General features: G+C 63.3%; 15 protein-coding genes. 13 read left to right on the forward strand and 2 right to left on the reverse strand.

What is annotated here, in order from left to right; genetic code table 11:
* Positions 1-222 precede the first annotated feature (222 nt).
* The 10 genes from BCY88_RS05225 (at position 223) to astE (ending at position 11074) form a co-directional block, all read left to right on the forward strand.
* Entirely contained in the window at positions 223-912 is a 690-nt protein-coding gene (locus tag BCY88_RS05225) for an ABC transporter permease (RefSeq protein ID WP_120343413.1), read from the forward strand.
* Positions 913-916: 4 nt separating this feature from the next.
* Complete coding sequence (locus BCY88_RS05230; protein ID WP_120343243.1) at positions 917-1630, forward strand: ABC transporter permease; 714 nt, start codon at positions 917-919, stop codon at positions 1628-1630.
* An 80-nt stretch (positions 1631-1710) separates the two neighbouring features.
* Positions 1711-2502 carry an ABC transporter ATP-binding protein gene (locus BCY88_RS05235; RefSeq protein WP_120343244.1) on the forward strand — a complete coding sequence of 264 codons (792 nt, stop codon included), beginning with the start codon at positions 1711-1713 and terminating at the stop codon, positions 2500-2502.
* Between the two features lie 37 nt (positions 2503-2539).
* Complete coding sequence (locus BCY88_RS05240; protein WP_120343245.1) at positions 2540-3589, forward strand: GlxA family transcriptional regulator; 1050 nt, start codon at positions 2540-2542, stop codon at positions 3587-3589.
* Positions 3590-3810: 221 nt separating this feature from the next.
* Positions 3811-5046 (forward strand): aspartate aminotransferase family protein, encoded by a 1236-nt coding sequence (locus BCY88_RS05245; RefSeq protein WP_120343246.1) that lies wholly within the window; start codon positions 3811-3813, stop codon positions 5044-5046.
* 53 nt (positions 5047-5099) lie between these two features.
* A complete protein-coding gene (aruF, locus tag BCY88_RS05250) occupies positions 5100-6158 on the forward strand; it encodes an arginine/ornithine succinyltransferase subunit alpha (RefSeq protein WP_120343247.1) in 1059 nt (352 codons plus the stop codon).
* Positions 6155-7192 (forward strand): arginine N-succinyltransferase, encoded by a 1038-nt coding sequence (gene astA / locus BCY88_RS05255; protein ID WP_120343248.1) that lies wholly within the window; start codon positions 6155-6157, stop codon positions 7190-7192. Before aruF ends, astA begins: the two co-directional genes overlap by 4 nt.
* 2 nt (positions 7193-7194) lie before the next feature.
* The gene (gene astD / locus BCY88_RS05260) at positions 7195-8658 is read left to right on the forward strand and encodes a succinylglutamate-semialdehyde dehydrogenase (protein WP_120343414.1); all 1464 of its coding nucleotides are present in this window, start codon (positions 7195-7197) and stop codon (positions 8656-8658) included.
* Positions 8659-8667: 9 nt separating this feature from the next.
* A complete protein-coding gene (gene astB / locus BCY88_RS05265; RefSeq protein WP_120343249.1) occupies positions 8668-10008 on the forward strand; it encodes an N-succinylarginine dihydrolase in 1341 nt (446 codons plus the stop codon).
* The gene (gene astE / locus BCY88_RS05270) at positions 9992-11074 is read left to right on the forward strand and encodes a succinylglutamate desuccinylase (protein ID WP_259461252.1); all 1083 of its coding nucleotides are present in this window, start codon (positions 9992-9994) and stop codon (positions 11072-11074) included. Before astB ends, astE begins: the two co-directional genes overlap by 17 nt.
* Positions 11075-11145: 71 nt before the next feature.
* Here the strand turns inward: astE and gstA are convergent, their stop codons facing one another.
* Complete coding sequence (gene gstA, locus BCY88_RS05275; RefSeq protein WP_120343251.1) at positions 11146-11766, reverse strand: glutathione transferase GstA; 621 nt, start codon at positions 11764-11766, stop codon at positions 11146-11148.
* 128 nt (positions 11767-11894) lie between these two features.
* On the opposite strand from gstA, the gene BCY88_RS05280 reads away from it, so the two are divergent.
* Together BCY88_RS05280 and BCY88_RS05285 are read left to right on the forward strand one after the other, a co-directional pair.
* The gene (locus tag BCY88_RS05280; protein ID WP_120343252.1) at positions 11895-12803 is read left to right on the forward strand and encodes a LysR family transcriptional regulator; all 909 of its coding nucleotides are present in this window, start codon (positions 11895-11897) and stop codon (positions 12801-12803) included.
* Positions 12804-13060: 257 nt separating this feature from the next.
* Positions 13061-13855: an ABC transporter substrate-binding protein gene (locus BCY88_RS05285; protein ID WP_120343253.1), complete on the forward strand. Its 795-nt coding sequence runs from the start codon at positions 13061-13063 to the stop codon at positions 13853-13855.
* Positions 13856-13934: 79 nt separating this feature from the next.
* On the opposite strand, the gene BCY88_RS05290 is transcribed toward BCY88_RS05285, so the two are convergent.
* Entirely contained in the window at positions 13935-14693 is a 759-nt protein-coding gene (locus BCY88_RS05290) for an acetoacetate decarboxylase (RefSeq protein ID WP_120343254.1), read from the reverse strand.
* A gap of 298 nt (positions 14694-14991) precedes the next feature.
* On the opposite strand from BCY88_RS05290, the gene BCY88_RS05295 reads away from it, so the two are divergent.
* On the forward strand, positions 14992-16368 hold the full coding sequence (locus BCY88_RS05295) for an EAL and HDOD domain-containing protein (RefSeq protein WP_120343255.1): 1377 nt from the start codon (positions 14992-14994) through the stop codon (positions 16366-16368).
* Positions 16369-16389: the final 21 nt, after the last annotated feature.

The raw sequence follows: 16389 nt of genomic DNA on the forward strand, positions 1-16389 counted from the left end.
GCAACGCGCCCCACACCTTACAAACCCATACCCCCCACAAAACCAAGCCCTGCAAGCGGGCAGCCGTGGCAAACGGCCCATTGCTGCATCGCAGCATGCGCTCCCCATCCCTTTGAGAAATTAATTTCCGCCTGCGAGACTCCGCGCCATGCCGGATGAGTCGGGCAGGCATGACCCGCCCCCATCCATGACATCCTCAATGAAACCTGGATGGAGACACGCGTGTTCCTTTACGGCTTTGGTCCGGTGTTGCTGGCCGGCACGATCCAGACGATCGAGCTGTCCGTCCTGTCGCTGGCCGCCTCCGTGCTGCTCGGCCTCGCGGGCGCGGCGGCGAAACTCTCGTTCAACCGCCCGCTGCGGGCAATCGCCACCGGCTATACGACACTGATCCGCTCTGTCCCCGATCTGGTGCTGATGCTGCTGCTCTTCTATAGCATCCAGATCGCCGTCAACAATCTCACCGACGCGCTCAATCTGCCGCAATTCGATATCGATCCGTTCGTGGCCGGCGTGCTGACGCTCGGTTTCATCTACGGCGCGTATTTCACCGAAACCTTCCGCGGCGCCTTTCTCGCGGTGCCGCGCGGTCAGCTCGAAGCGGGCAGCGCCTACGGCATGAGCGGCGCACGCGTGTTCACGCGCATCCTGTTTCCGCAAATGATGCGCTTCGCGTTGCCCGGCATCGGCAACAACTGGCAGGTGCTGGTCAAAGCCACGGCGCTGGTGTCGATCATCGGTCTCGCCGATGTCGTCAAAGCCGCGCAGGACGCCGGCAAGAGCACCTTCAACATGTTCTTCTTCATTCTGATCGCCGCGCTGATCTATCTGGCGATCACCACCGCGTCGAACCTCGTGCTGATCTGGCTGGAAAAGCGCTATTCGATCGGCGTGCGCCACGCGGAGCTCTAAGACCATGATCGACATCCTCAATCAATTCTGGCGCGCGTTCCTCTACTGGGACGGTCAGCGTATCTCAGGTCTGGCCGTCACCCTGTGGCTGCTGGTGGCATCGGTCGGGATCGGCTTTTGCCTCGCGATTCCGCTCGCGGTCGCGCGCGTATCGAAGAAACGCTGGCTGTCGACGCCCGTGCGTCTCTATACCTACGTGTTTCGCGGCACGCCGTTGTATGTGCAACTGCTGCTGATTTACACCGGCATGTACAGCCTCGAATTCGTGCGCTCCCATGAGTTGCTCGACGCCTTCTTCCGCAGCGGTTTTCACTGCGCGATTCTCGCCTTCGCACTGAACACCTGCGCGTACACCACCGAGATTTTCGCCGGCGCGATCCGCTCGACTTCGCACGGCGAAGTGGAAGCAGCCCGCGCCTACGGGATGAGCTGGTTCACGATGTACCGCCGCATTGTGATACCGTCCGCGCTGCGCCGGGCGCTCCCGTTGTACAGTAACGAAGTGATCCTGATGCTGCACGCCACCACGGTCGCCTTTACGGCCACGGTGCCGGACATCCTGAAGGTGGCGCGCGACGCGAATTCCGCCACCTATCAGTCGTTCGATGCGTTCGGCCTCGCGGCGCTGATCTATCTTGTGGTGTCGTTCGCGCTGGTGGCCTTGTTCCGCCGCGCCGAGCGCCACTGGCTGGGTTACCTGGCGGTGCGTACGCACTGAGCAGGCGTGTTTCGATTGAGCGGCGCGTCCCGTTTCGCGCCGTCATGTAGATTGATCCGTATTTTCAAAGGGAGAGCATCTTGCTCCACACGACTCAAACCGAAGCTTGCAAGCTCGCCGTTCAGGACATCCACAAGCGCTACGGCGACAATGAAGTGCTCAAGGGCGTCTCGCTGAACGCGAACAAGGGCGACGTGATCAGCATCATCGGCGCGAGCGGGTCGGGCAAGAGCACCTTCCTGCGCTGCATCAATTTTCTGGAGCGGCCGAACGCGGGGCAGATCGTCGTCGACGGCGAAATGGTCAAGACCAAGGCCGACCGCGCCGGCAATCTGGAAGTGGCCGATCACAAGCAACTGCAACGCATCCGCACGAAGCTGGCGATGGTGTTCCAGCACTTCAACTTGTGGGCGCACATGAATGTGCTCGAGAACATTATCGAAGCGCCGATTCATGTGCTCGGTTTGCCGCGTCGCGAAGCCGAAGACCGGGCGCGCGAATACCTCGAGAAAGTGGGCCTCGCGCCGCGTCTGGAAAAGCAGTATCCGTCGCATCTGTCGGGCGGTCAGCAGCAGCGCGTGGCCATTGCGCGCGCGCTGGCCATGGACCCTGACGTGATGCTGTTCGACGAGCCCACCTCCGCGCTCGACCCCGAACTGGTCGGCGAAGTGCTGAAGGTGATGCAGAAGCTTGCCGAAGAAGGCCGCACGATGATCGTCGTCACGCACGAAATGGGTTTTGCGCGCAACGTGTCGAACCATGTGATGTTCCTGCACCAGGGCCGCACCGAAGAAGAGGGCTTGCCCGCGGAAGTGCTGACCACGCCGCGCAGCGAACGGCTCAAGCAGTTCCTGTCCGGCAGCCTGAAGTAACGCGCGGCTCGCGCGTTTCGCGTTGTACCGATCAGTGATGGCTCGCACGTCCAACCCGGCACGCACGACGCAGGTCGCAATCGTCGCCTTGCCGCCGGTGTCGATGTCGGGCGTCGGGCCGATCGTCGACGCGCTCAATCTCGCCAATGAAATCGACGGCCGCGCGCTCTACCGCGTGCAGGTTTGTTCGTGGGACGGCCGCGCGGTGCCCTTGTCGGGCGGCGCGCAATGGCCGGCCGATGCGGCTTTCGGCGATGCGATCACGTGCGACTGGCTGATCATCGTCAGCGAACGGTTCCAGCAGTTCGCCGACTATCGGCTCTTTCTCGCAAGTCTTTCGCGGGTCGGGCAGCGCACGCCGCTCGTCACGGGTATTCATCATGGTGTCTGGTGGCTCGCCATGGCGGGGCAATTGTCCGGCTATCGCGTGAGCGTCAACTGGGAAACCTATCAGCAGTTCTCCGAGCAGTTCGAGCGCTCGATCGTCACTCAGCAGATCTTCGAAATCGACCGTGATCGCGCCACCTGCGCGGGCGGTCAGGCAACCGTCGACTTCATGCTGGCGATGATCGGCCGCGATCATGGGCCGGAGCTGGCTGACCGGATTGCCGATACGCTGGGCGTGGGCGTGTTGCGCGCGGGCGACGAGCGGCAGCGCATTCCGTTCGTGACCGCGCCGGGCGAGCGGCATCCCCGCCTGAACGACGCGTTGATGCTGATGGAAGCGAATATCGAAGACCCGCTGACCACCGATGACATTGCCGGTCTTGTCGGCGTGTCGCGGCGTCAGCTGGAACGGCTGTTTCGCCAGTATCTCGGCTCGATGCCGTCCAAATACTATCTTGGTCTGCGGCTTTCGAAAGCGCGCACGCAATTGCAGCGCACCAGCAAATCGGTGGTGCAGATCAGCCTCGCGTGCGGGTTTTCGTCGGCGGCGCACTTTTCGAATGCTTACCGCGAACGCTTTGGTGTCACACCGCGCGAGGATCGTCGTAACTGGATCGACAAACAGACCGGTGCGAGCGGCGCCGCAGCCAGTGAGCCGCGGCCGGCCGCGCTGATCGAACGGCCCGGCGAGGCGGACTAGGCTGGCCGGGACGTGCGCGAAACGTACTCGAAACGTGTGCAAGACGTACCCGCAGCGCACACGAAGCGCACACGCAAGGCATACGGAAAACGCGCGGTTTGCGGCCCACGCGTGAGCGATTCGCCCGGAAGCTCATAGAAAGCGTCGCGTATGCGCAAGACGTATCGCCTGCGGTTTCCTACACTACGTGTATTACCTCTCACCTGTAACGAGGATTTGCCATGAACGACCTGACTGTGACACGCCAGACTTTCGACGAAGTGATGGTGCCGGTGTTTTCGCCCGCCGCGTTCGTGCCGGATCGCGGTCTCGGCTCACGCGTCTGGGATACGCAAGGCCGCGACTATATCGACTTCGCCGGCGGGATTGCCGTCACCGCGCTCGGTCATGCGCATCCTGAACTCCTGAAAGTCCTGCATGAGCAGGGCGGCAAGCTGTGGCACATCGGTAATGGCTACACCAACGAACCGGTGCTGCGTCTGGCCAAACGTCTCGAAGACCTGACCTTCGCCGACCGCGCGTTTTTCGCCAACTCGGGCGCGGAAGCGAACGAAGCGGCCCTGAAGCTCGCGCGCCGCGTCGCGTTCGACCGTCATGGCGCCGACAAGGCCGAAATCATCTCGTTTACGCAGTCGTTCCACGGCCGCACGTTTTTCACCGTGAGCGTCGGCGGCCAGCCGAAGTATTCGGAAGGCTTCGGCCCGGTGCCGGCCGGCATCACCCATCTGCCGTACAACGATATCGCGGCGGCGAAGCAGGCAATCGGCGCGCAAACCTGCGCGGTGATCGTCGAGCCGATTCAGGGCGAGGGCGGCGTGATCCCGGCCGATCCGGCGTTCCTGAAGGCGCTGCGCGAAGCATGCGACGAGCACGGCGCGCTGCTGATTTTTGACGAGGTACAAACGGGGGTGGGCCGCAGCGGCTATTTCTACGCGTATCAGGACACCGGCGTGACGCCGGACATCCTGACCACCGCGAAGGCGCTCGGCAACGGCTTCCCGATCGGCGCGATGCTGACCACCAACGAACTGGCAGCCTACTTCAAGGTTGGCGTGCATGGCACGACCTATGGTGGCAATCCGCTGGGTGCGGCGATCGCCGAGAAGGTGGTCGAGCTGATCAGCGATCCGAAGGTGCTCGAAGGCGTGCGTACCCGCAGCGAAGCCTTGAAGGGCCAACTCGCGAAGCTTAACGAACGCTTTGGCCTGTTCAAGGAAGTGCGTGGCAAGGGTCTGCTGATCGGTGCTGAATTGACCGATGCGTTCAAAGGCCGCGCAAAAGATTTCGTCACGGCTGCGGGTCAGCATGGCGTGATCATGTTGATGGCGGGTCCCGACGTGCTGCGTTTCGTGCCGTCGCTGATCATGCCGCTCGACGATATGTACGAAGGCTTCGCGCGTCTCGCGAAGGCCATCGAAGAGATCGTCGGCGCGAAAGCCGAAACGGCGTCGCACTGATCGCCGGCACAGACTGACTGCATGATCATGCGTCACATTCAACAGGAACGATGATGCTCTTCGTACGCCCCGGCCGCCTCGCCGATCTCGACGCGCTCGAACACATGGCGCGCACCGCGCAACCGGTGCTGCATTCGCTGCCGCACGACCGGCATGCGCTCGAAGCGCGCGTCGCGTTGTCGGAAGACTCGTTTCGCGCGGACGTCGATTTTCCGGGCGAGGAGTTCTATCTGTTCGTGCTTGAAGATGCGCAGAGCGGCAAGCTGATGGGCACGGCGAGTATCGTCGCCGCGGCCGGTTATTCGGACCCGTTCTACGCGTTTCGCAACGACGCGCTGATTCATGCGTCGCGTGAGTTGCACGTGAATCGCAAGATTCACGCGCTGACCATGTCGCACGAGTTGACGGGCAAGAGCCGGCTGGCGGGTTTTTACATCGACCCGTCGCTGCGCGGCGATGCGGCCGCGCATCTGATGTCGCGCTCGCGCATGATGTATATCGCCGCCAATCGTAAGCGCTTCACGCCGGAGGTGTTCTCGCTGCTGCTCGGCGTGACCGACGACTCAGGCGTGTCGCCGTTCTGGGAAGCGGTGGGGCGCAAGTTCTTCGGCCGCAATTTCGCCGACATCGAAATCGAATCGGGCGGCCGCAGCCGTACCTTTATCGCCGAGGTGATGCCGACCTATCCGATCTACGTGCCCTTGCTGCCGGAGGCGGCCCAGCGCGTGCTCGGCGAGCCGGATTCGAAGGCCTTGCTCGCGTATGAGATTCACCTCGAAGAGGGCTTCGAGACGGACCGCTTCATCGATATTTTCGATGCGGGTCCGGTACTGACCGCGCAGGTGGATCGCAGCGCCTGCGTGACGCGCAATGAAACCCGGGCGGTGCGGGAGGCGGGCGCGGCAGCTGGCGGCGCGACGCATCTGATCGCGCATAACGGCGCGGACGGTGAGTTCCGCTGCGTGCTCGATACCTTGCCCGAGGGGAAGGCAAGCGGCGCTTCACTGTCGCATGCGGCGCGTGCCGCGCTCGGCGTGCAGGAAGGCGACACGGTACGCTGCGTGCCGCTGCATCAACCGCATCAGGAAGTACTTTCGGGAGACGCACAATGATCGTCGTTCGCGTTGTGCAACGAGGCGATGTGGACGCGCTCATGCGGCTCGCGCAGGAGACCGGCCCCGGTCTCACCACCTTCAAGCCGGATCGCGATGCCCTCGCGGCGCGCGTCGAACGGGCGCGCCGCACAATGGAAGACAAGGCCGAACCGCACGAAGCCGGCTATTTCTTCGTGATGGAAGATACCGATACCGGCGACGTGGCCGGCGTATGCGGGATCGAAACTTCGGTGGGTTTGCAGCAACCGTTCTACAACTACCGCGTGAGCACGGTGGTGCACGCGAGCCAGGACCTCGGCATCTGGACGCGCATGCGCGCGCTGAACATTTCCCATGACCTGACGGGTTACGCCGAAGTGTGTTCGCTGTTCCTGAGCCCGCGTTACCGCACGAGCGGCGTCGGCGGTTTGCTGTCGCGCTCGCGCTTCATGTTTCTGGCGCAGTTCCGCGAACGTTTTCCACAGCGCCTGTGCGCGGAATTGCGCGGCCATTTTGACGCGAACGGCACCTCGCCGTTCTGGCGCGCCGTGGGCTCGCATTTCTACCAGATCGATTTCAACGCGGCGGATTATCTGAGCTCGCACGGCCGCAAGGCGTTTCTCGCCGAGTTGATGCCGCGTTATCCGGTGTATGTCGAACTGCTGCCGGAAGAAGCGCAGGAATGCGTGGGTCTCACGCATAACGACACGATTCCGGCGCGCCGCATGCTCGAGTCCGAAGGGCTGCGCTACGAGAATCACGTCGATATCTTCGATGCGGGCCCGGTGCTCGAATGCCATATCGCCGACTTGCGCACCGTGCGTGAAAGCGTGCTGGTGCCAGTCGAGATTGCCGATGTGCCGGCGGGCGCGCCGCAGGATGCGCCGCGTTCGCTGGTATCGAACACGTCGCTGGGCGATTTTCGCGTGGGCGTGGCTGCGGGCGTGCCGCAAGACGGCGTGTTCCGCATGAGCGCCGCCGAGGCGGCCGCACTCGACGTCAAGGCAGGCGACCCGGTACGGGTGCTGCCGCTGAAACACAAACAAGGATGATCATGAGCGAGCTTTTCATCGACGGCGAATGGGCCGCCGGCACAGGACCCGCATTCGCGTCGCGCAACCCGGGTACGGGCGCGACGGTTTGGGAAGGCAACAGCGCGTCGGCGGACGACGTGGATCGGGCGGTGCGCAGCGCACGCCGTGCGTTCGCGGCGTGGTCGGCCTTGAGTCTCGACGAACGTTGCGGCGTGGTGCGCCGCTTTGCTGCGCTCGTGACGGAGCGCAAGGAAGCGCTCGCCGAAGCGATTGGCCGCGAGACGGGCAAGCCGCTGTGGGAAGCGCGCACTGAGGCAGCTTCGATGGCGGCGAAGGTCGAGATTTCGATTCAGGCTTATAACGAGCGCACCGGCGAAAAGCGCTCGCCGATGGCCGACGGCACCGCCGTGCTGCGGCATCGTCCGCACGGCGTGGTCGCGGTGTTCGGGCCGTATAACTTTCCGGGGCACCTGCCGAACGGGCATATCGTGCCGGCCCTGATTGCGGGTAACGCGGTGGTCTTCAAGCCGTCCGAGCTCGCACCGGGCGTGGCGGCGCTCACGGCGCAGATCTGGCGCGATGCAGGCTTGCCTGCGGGCGTGCTGAACCTCGTGCAAGGCGAGAAAGAGACCGGCATTGCGCTTGCCAATCATCGGCAGATCGACGGCCTGTTCTTCACGGGTAGTTCGGATACCGGAACATTGCTGCACAAGCAATTCGGCGGCCGGCCGGAGATCGTCCTCGCGTTGGAAATGGGCGGTAACAATCCGCTCGTGATCGGCCCCGTGGCCGATGTCGACGCCGCCGTGCATCACACGATCCAGTCGGCGTTTCTCTCGGCAGGGCAGCGCTGCACGTGTGCGCGCCGCATCTTCGTGCCGAACGACGCATTCGGCGACCGCTTTGTAGCACGCCTGACCGAAGTCACGTCGCGCATCAGCGTCGGTGAATACAACGCCGATCCGCAGCCGTTCATGGGCGCGGTGATCTCGGCACGTGCGGCTTCGCGTCTGGTCGCGGCACAAGAACGTCTGCTGGCCGACGGTGCGACGGCGCTGCTGAAGATGGAGCAGCGCGATCCGAAGCTTGGCTTCGTCACGCCCGCGATTCTCGACGTCACAAACGTGAAGAACCTGCCGGACGAAGAGCATTTCGGACCGCTGGCACAGATCATTCGCTACGGCACGTTCAACGAAGCGCTCGAAAAAGCCAACGACACCGAGTTCGGTCTTTCCGCCGGCCTGCTCGCCGACGACGAAGCGCTGTGGACGCATTTCCAGCGCACGATCCGCGCGGGCATCGTCAACTGGAATCGTCCGACTAACGGCGCCTCGTCGGGCGCGCCATTCGGCGGCCCGGGACGTTCGGGCAATCACCGGCCGAGCGCATACTACGCCGCCGACTACTGCGCGTATCCGATGGCGTCCGTCGAAAGCGCGCAACTGCAAATGCCCGCGAGCGTCTCGCCGGGCCTTCAATTCTAAGGATCGACGATGCAAGCCACTGAAGCCAATTTCGACGGTCTCGTCGGCCCGACCCACAATTATGCGGGGCTCTCCTTCGGCAACGTCGCGTCGCAGAACAACGAGAAGTCGATTGCGAATCCGAAAGCGGCCGCGAAGCAGGGCCTGCGCAAGATGAAGCAGTTGGCCGATCTCGGCTTTCATCAAGGCGTGCTGCCGCCGCAGGAACGTCCTTCCATGCGCCTCCTGCGTGAACTCGGTTTTTCGGGCGACGACGCAACGGTGATCGCGCGCGTGGCCAAAGACGCGCCCGAGTTGCTGGCTGCGGCGAGTTCGGCCTCGGCGATGTGGACCGCGAATGCGGCGACGGTGAGTCCGTCGGCCGACACGCACGACGGCCGCGTGCATTTCACGCCGGCCAATCTGTGCAGCAAGCTGCATCGCGCGATCGAGCATCAATCCACGCGCCGCACCCTGAAGGCGATTTTCAGCGACGCGGACCGTTTCGCGGTACATGAGGCATTGCCCGGCACACCCGCACTCGGCGACGAAGGCGCGGCGAACCATACGCGTTTTTGCTCGGAATACGGCACACGTGGTGTCGAATTCTTCGTGTACGGCCGCAGTGAATATCGCCGCGGACCGGAACCGAAGCGTTTTCCCGCCCGCCAGACTTTCGAGGCGAGCCGCGCGGTCGCGCATCGTCACGGTCTGGAAGAAGCGGCCACGGTGTATGCCCAGCAGAACCCCGACGTGATCGACGCCGGTGTGTTCCATAACGACGTGATCGCGGTCGGCAATCGCAATACGCTGTTCTGCCATCAGCTTGCGTTTGTCGAACAGAACGCGGTGTACGACGAACTGCGTACCAAGCTCTCCGGACTGAAGGCCGGGTTCAACGTGATCGAAGTGCCTGACGCGCAGGTGAGCGTGTCCGATGCAGTCACGTCGTACCTGTTCAACAGCCAGTTGCTGACGCGCCCGGACGGCAAGCAGGTGCTGGTCGTGCCGCAGGAATGCCGCGAGAACGCGCGTGTCGCTGCGTATCTGGACGATCTGACTTCGCACACCGGTCCGATCGACGACGTGCTCGTGTTCGACCTGCGCGAAAGCATGAAGAATGGCGGCGGTCCTGCTTGCCTGCGTCTGCGCGTGGTGCTGAACGATGCTGAGCGCGCGGCGGTGACGCCTGGCGTATGGATCAACGACGCGCTGTTCGGCCGCCTCGATACATGGATCGAAAAGCACTACCGCGATCGTCTCGCGCCGTCCGATCTGACCGATCCGCAACTGCTCGCCGAATCGCGCACCGCGCTCGACGAACTGACGCAGATTCTCGGTCTGGGTTCGCTGTATGACTTCCAGCGCTGAGCAGGACATGCAGGTTTCGATGCTCGACGATTTCCTCGCCTACACATTGGCGGGGACGCGGCCCGGCGCGCAGGAAGCGCAGGGCGTATGCGCCGGCGGCGGCGTGCGCTGGTCGTGGCTTGACGACGGCATTCTGGAACTCGAACCTGCGGCGCTGGAGACGGGCGCGCGCAGCGTGCTTGCTTCCGCGGGCGTGCATGGCGACGAGACCGCGCCGATCGAACTGCTTTCGTATCTCGTGCGCGATATCGCACAAGGCAGCGCCGCGCTGACGTGCCGTCTGCTGGTGATTCTCGGCAACGTCGACGCAATGCGCGATGCGCGCCGGTATCGCGACGACGATCTGAATCGCCTCTTCAGCGGACGTCACGCGCAACTGCCGCATAGCCATGAAGCGCCGCGCGCGGCGGCACTGGAACGCGCGGCGACGCAATTCTTCGCCCCGGCATCGGCCGAACGCGGCGCGCGCTGGCATATCGACATGCACACGGCGATTCGCGCATCCGCATTCGAGCAGTTTGCGCTGCTGCCGCATACCGGCGTGCCTTTTTCGCGCGCGATGTTCGAGTGGCTCGGCGAGGCACGCATCAGCGCGGTGCTGCTGCATACGACCAAGGGCAATACGTATTCACACTTCACCGCGCAGGCGTGCGGTGCTGAGGCGTGTACGCTGGAACTCGGCAAGGTGCGCCCGTTCGGCGAGAACGATCTGACGCGCTTTGCCGGTGCGGACCAGGCGCTGCGCTATCTTCTGGCGGGTATCAACGGTATCAACGGCGCCGCCGGCACAACGAATCATGCGAATACCGCGTTGCCGCGCGCTTTTACGGTAATCGACCAGATCACCAAGCAGAGCGATGCATTCGAATTGCGGGTTGCAACTGACGTGCCGAACTTCACGCCGTTCGTGAAGGGCACGGTACTCGCCTGCGACGGCGATTATCGCTATGTCGTGAGCCGCGACGAAGAGCGCATTGTGTTTCCCAACGCGACGGTCAAACCGGGCTTGCGTGCCGGCTTGATGGTAGTCGAGACGACGCAGGAGACGTTGTCCGGTCTGGTCTGACACCGCAGCGTGGATGAAACGTTATGCACCGGAGGTGCTCAACATTTCATCCACGGCATACGGCGGGGCGCTTAAGCCGCGTTCGCCTTCACCAAACCTTCCGCCACCATCGCCTCACGCACTTGCGGCCGTGCCGCGACGCGTGCCAGATACGCGTTCAGATGCGGATACGCGTCCAGATCGATCGACAGCATCCGCGCCCAGCTCAACACCGTGAACGCGTACGCGTCGGCGACCGAGTACTGTCCATTCAGGTAGTCACGTTCCGTGAGCACGCGCTCGAGTTCGCTGAACCGGGTGGCGAGCTTGGCGCGGCATTCGGCCTTGGTCGATTCGGCGGTCTCCTGATGCCATAGCCACGGGCTGAACGTCTTGTGCAGCTCCGTGCTGATATAGGTGAGCCATGCGAGCGCCGCGAGCCGTTGCGGCGAACCTGCGGCCGGCAATAAGGCCTGCTCGGGCGCGAGATCGGCGATGTGCTGCAGCAGTGCGGCGCCTTCCGTGTGGCGTGAGCCGTCGGCGAATTCGACGAGGGGCACATAACCGCGCGGCGAGATCGCGTAGTAATCGTCGCCGTTGGCGAGTTTGTGCGTTTGCAGGTTGACCTTGACGGTTTCGAAGTCGAGCCCGGCTTCGCGCAAGGCAATGTGAACGGCCAGCGAGCAGGCGCCCGGCGCATAGTAGAGTTTCATGGTGTCACCGCAAATAAAACAGGAGTGGAGGTCCGGCAGGCGCCGGGGGCAAGGCTCGTCGGCCGACAAGTCGATGTGGTAAAAGTAGCCCGGATCGCATTCAGAATAAACAGGCGGCTTGCCAAACCATGCGTGCAAAAACGCAATACGAACTGACTTCGGCGGATACGCAGACCATTCTCGCGTTGGTGCGCGCCGGCACACTGGCGGAAGCGGCCCTGCGTCTGGGCATCGACGCGTCGACGATTTTTCGCTCCGTGCAGCGGATCGAACGCGGGCTGGGCCAGCGTCTGTTCGAGCGCTCGCGCAGCGGTTATCGCGCGACGCCGCTCGGCGCACAACTGGCACGTCATGCCGAGCGCATCGAAAGCGAACTGGCGGCGGCGCGCTCGACCGTTCAGGCGAGCAGCGATCGCGTATCCGGCAGTGTTCATGTGACCACCACGGACACCGTGCTCTATGGCCTCGTGCTACCCGCCTTGCATGATTTCGCGGCGCTGCACCCCGCGTTGTCGTTCGAGTTGACGGCTGCCAACAGCCTCGCGAGCCTCACTAAACGCGACGCCGACATCGCCGTGCGTGCCACGCGCCGTGCGCCGGAGCATCTGGTGGGCAAGCATGTCGGCCCGCTGCGTATCGCGGTGTTTGCCGCGAAGGGGACCGGCATCCACGCGAGCGACGCCGATGCGCTGTCGCGCTGCGATTGGGTGGCACCGGACAGCTCGCTCGGCGATCATCCTTCGATCCTGTGGCGCAAGCGTCACTGCCCGACGGTCGAACCGCGTTACAAGACCAATAGCGTGATGGCGGTGTTCGAGATGGTGGTGCGTGGCTTTGGCGTCGGCATCTTCCCGACCTTCCTCGCGCGCGGCCGCGACGATCTCGTGCAATTGACGCCGCCGCTCGACGAAGCCGAATCGCAGGTCTGGGTGCTCGCGCATCCGGAGTCGCGTCATTTGCCGCATGTCGCGGCGGTCTATACGCATCTGTCACGACGGCTCGGTGAAGATTTCGCTGCCGGTGACGGAGCGGTCTAACGGCTATTCGACGCGTATTTTTTTGCCTGAACGCGACACGCAATTGCGCCTTTATGCATGCCGAACCGGCTTCGTCAAACGAGGCGCGCGCCGTCGCGCCCGCCAGGCGTGCATTGCGAAGCCTGTACAATTCCGCCCGCGCGGCTGTTGCGCTGCACCACACCGGCCGCTGGAGTTTGAATCGCATTTTTGGCCCGGCAATCATGCTGGCCCGGATTCGGCTCCGTCTTATTCAATACCGTAGAGGAACACCCGTAATGAAGATCAATTGGCGAAACATGGCCGCGCTCGCGCTGTTCGCGACGGCAACGGTAACGGCAGGCGTCGCGTCCGCGGCGGATATCAAGGAAGTGCGCTTCGGCGTCGAGGCGTCGTATGCGCCGTTCGAATCGAAGTCGCCGTCGGGCGAGCTGCAAGGTTTCGATATCGACATCGGCAATGCCGTGTGTGCGAAGCTGAAGGCGAAGTGCGTATGGGTCGAGAATTCGTTTGACGGCCTGATTCCGGCGTTGGAAGCGCGTAAATTCAACGCGATCAACTCGGACATGACGATCACGGAACAGCGCCGCCAGGCCATCGATTTCACCGATCCGATCTACACGATCCCCAATCAGATGATCGCGAAGAAGGGCAGCGGTCTGTTGCCTACGGCGGCCTCGCTCAAAGGTAAGCACGTTGGCGTGCTGCAAGGCACGATCCAGGAAACGTATGCAAAGGCGCGCTGGGCGCCGGCGGGTGTGGACGTCGTGCCGTACCAGACGCAGGACCAGATCTACGCCGACCTCGCGTCGGGTCGTCTGGACGCCGCGTTCCAGGATGCGGAAGCTGCTTCGAAGGGCTTTCTGAAGAAGCCGCAAGGCGCGGGTTTCGAATTCGCCGGTCCGGCCGTGACTGATGAGAAGCTGCTCGGCGCGGGCGTCGGTTTTGGGATTCGCAAGGGTGACAAGGCGTTGAAGGACGCGTTGAACCAGGCGCTCAAGGAACTGAAGGCCGACGGTACGATCGACCGCTTCGCCGCCAAGTACTTCGACGTGAAGGTGGTGTTGAAGTAAGGCGTGTGAGTAGTTGAATGAGTGACATGCAAACGGCCGCTGATGCGGCCGTTTGCATGTTGGGCCGCGCGAGCGCGGATCAGCGGAGGTTGGCCTTCGGTTGATCGAGATAGTCGAAGGCGACCTCACCGAGTCCGAGCGTCAGATCCGCCAGCAGATGGCGGGCTTCGACGATTTCCAGCACCGGCAATTCCGCGACCGGCGCGAGGGCATGGTGTGCCAGTTCGAGCGATGCGGGACCCGTCCATGCGCCCTTCAGGGTGATGTTCTGCAGGTAGTAGCGCACCAGTTCGCAAATGCGCGGTGTGCCGTCCACGTGCGGAATGACTTTCAGCAGGAAGTTCGGCGCTTCCAGGCGCTTCTGCTGCTGCGCGAGATCCAGTTGTCGATGCTTGTAACCCATCGTGCCGGTGGCGATGCGCACCGGGCCGTAATCGAGCGTGCCGACGAGCGTATCGGTATGGACTTGCAGCACCGGCGAGGCGAGCTTCTTCGGAAAGCCCCACAGCTCGCGGCCGCCGGCGATCGGCGGGTGGTCGTCGAGATACATGGCGAGCGTGTAGCTGCCTGCCACACCGTTGTACGACACCGGGATCACCTGACCGCTTTCCGTGTAATCGCCGAAGCCGGTCGAATCCGGCATGCGAATGAATTCGTAATGTACGAGCGGCTCGCCGATCTGGAGCGGCTCGGGCACCACCGCGCGCAATTTGTCCGGATCGGTGCGGTAAGTGATGATCAGGAATTCCCGGTCGACGAAACGATACGGACCCATCGGAAACGCCGGGCTCGTGATCGGCATCGCGAAGGCATTTGACAGCACGCTTTTGACGTCCATGATTTTCCTTGGTGGTTGAAGGCGGGATTGCAGCCAGGTGGTGCAGGCGACGGAACGCTTTTGCACTGCACAAGAGTATCGTCGATTCTGTCCCGGCCTTCAGCGAGACCGGCATCCAATTCCATCCAATTATTTCGAGATATTGCGGCGTTGACATGTCCGCGCGCGATGGCCTGCGCTAAAATCGGCGGGCGCACCGCACACGCCAAGGGCCTCGGGCTCTGGATGTGCGCGATTGGTGCAGCGAAAACCAAAATACAGCAGGAAGCGCCAGGGCGGCGCTTAGCGGGGGAGCAGAATGACCACCATCGCAATCGAGAATCCGAGGCAGTTGAGCGCTTCGGACGATGCGCAACTCAATGCCAGCTTTGCACGTCAGCCGATTCTGAATCGTGACGGCATGCTGTGCGGGTATGAAATCAAAGTGCGTGCGCCGGATGTGCCCGCGGCCGTCGAGTCCGACGCGGCAGCGGCCCATGGCGCCGATTCGGCCGCGACTGCCGATGCCTTGCCGGGCCGCGCGCCCGAGCCGGCGCAGCTGGTGGCGCGTGCCGTGCTGCGCGGTCTGCTCAGCGGCAACGTGCGCAGCGCGCTCACCGGGCATCCGGCTTACGTCGATGTAAGCCGCGAGATGCTGTTCGACGATTCGATCCTGCACCTGCCGGCCGAGCGCTTCATGTTCGAATTGTCGCCGTCGATGCAGGTCGACGATGCGCTGATTGCGCGCATTGTCCAGTTGCACGGACGGCGCTATCGCTTCGTCCTCGACGAAGTGACGCAACCCGATGAAACGTTTGCGAAGCTGCTGCCTTACGCGGAAGTGGTCAAAATCGATTTCACGCACGCGTCGCCGGCGCTGTTGCCCAAATTGACGAGCGTGCTCAAGTCGGCGGGCAAGCTCCTGATCGCGCTGGGTCTCGACGCGCAGGCCGATTTCGAAGCCGCGCACGGTCTCGGCTTCGACCGCTTCCAGGGCTACTTCTTCGCGCGTGCGCAGACTTCCACGACGCGGCGTGTCAGTGCGCCGCGGCATGCCTTGCTGAATCTGCTGCAACTGCTGTCGGGGGACCCGACCGTCGCGCAACTCGAAGCCGAACTCAAGCTGAATCCGGTGCTGGTGATGCATCTGATGAAGCTCGCGAATTCGAGCGGCCTTGCGGTCGGCCACAAGGTCACGACGCTGCGCGAAGCGATCAACGCGACCGGCACGAACCGGATCGCACGCTGGACCCAATTGCTGTTGTACGCGGACGGCCGCAAGGTTGCGCTCGAGGACGATCCTCTGCTGCAACTGGCGGCGACCCGGGCGCGTTTCATGGAACTGGCGATTGAACGTTTGCCCGAAGCCGGGCGCGACGAAGCCGATGCGGCGTTTCTGACCGGCGTGTTTTCGTTTGTCGACGCGGTGTTCGGCGGCTCGCTGGAAAGCACGCTGAATGTGCTGACGCTGTCACGGCCGATTCAGGCGGGCATCCTGCATCGGCAGGGCGTGTTGGGCCTGCTGCTGACCGCGGTGGAAGCACTGGAGCGCGGCGCTTGGGATGAGATCGAAGCCTTGTGCGCGCGTTTGCAACCGTTGACGGTGGAAGAGATCGCGGTGCTTGGGTTGGCGGCGGGGGCGTGGGCCGGGGTCGGAGATCACAGCGCCGAGGGGTTGGAGCGGATCGAGGATTGAGGGGGTAGGTCGGTTGGCGAA

It is taken from the genome of Paraburkholderia fungorum (assembly GCF_003610895.1).
GTDB lineage: Bacteria > Pseudomonadota > Gammaproteobacteria > Burkholderiales > Burkholderiaceae > Paraburkholderia > Paraburkholderia fungorum_B.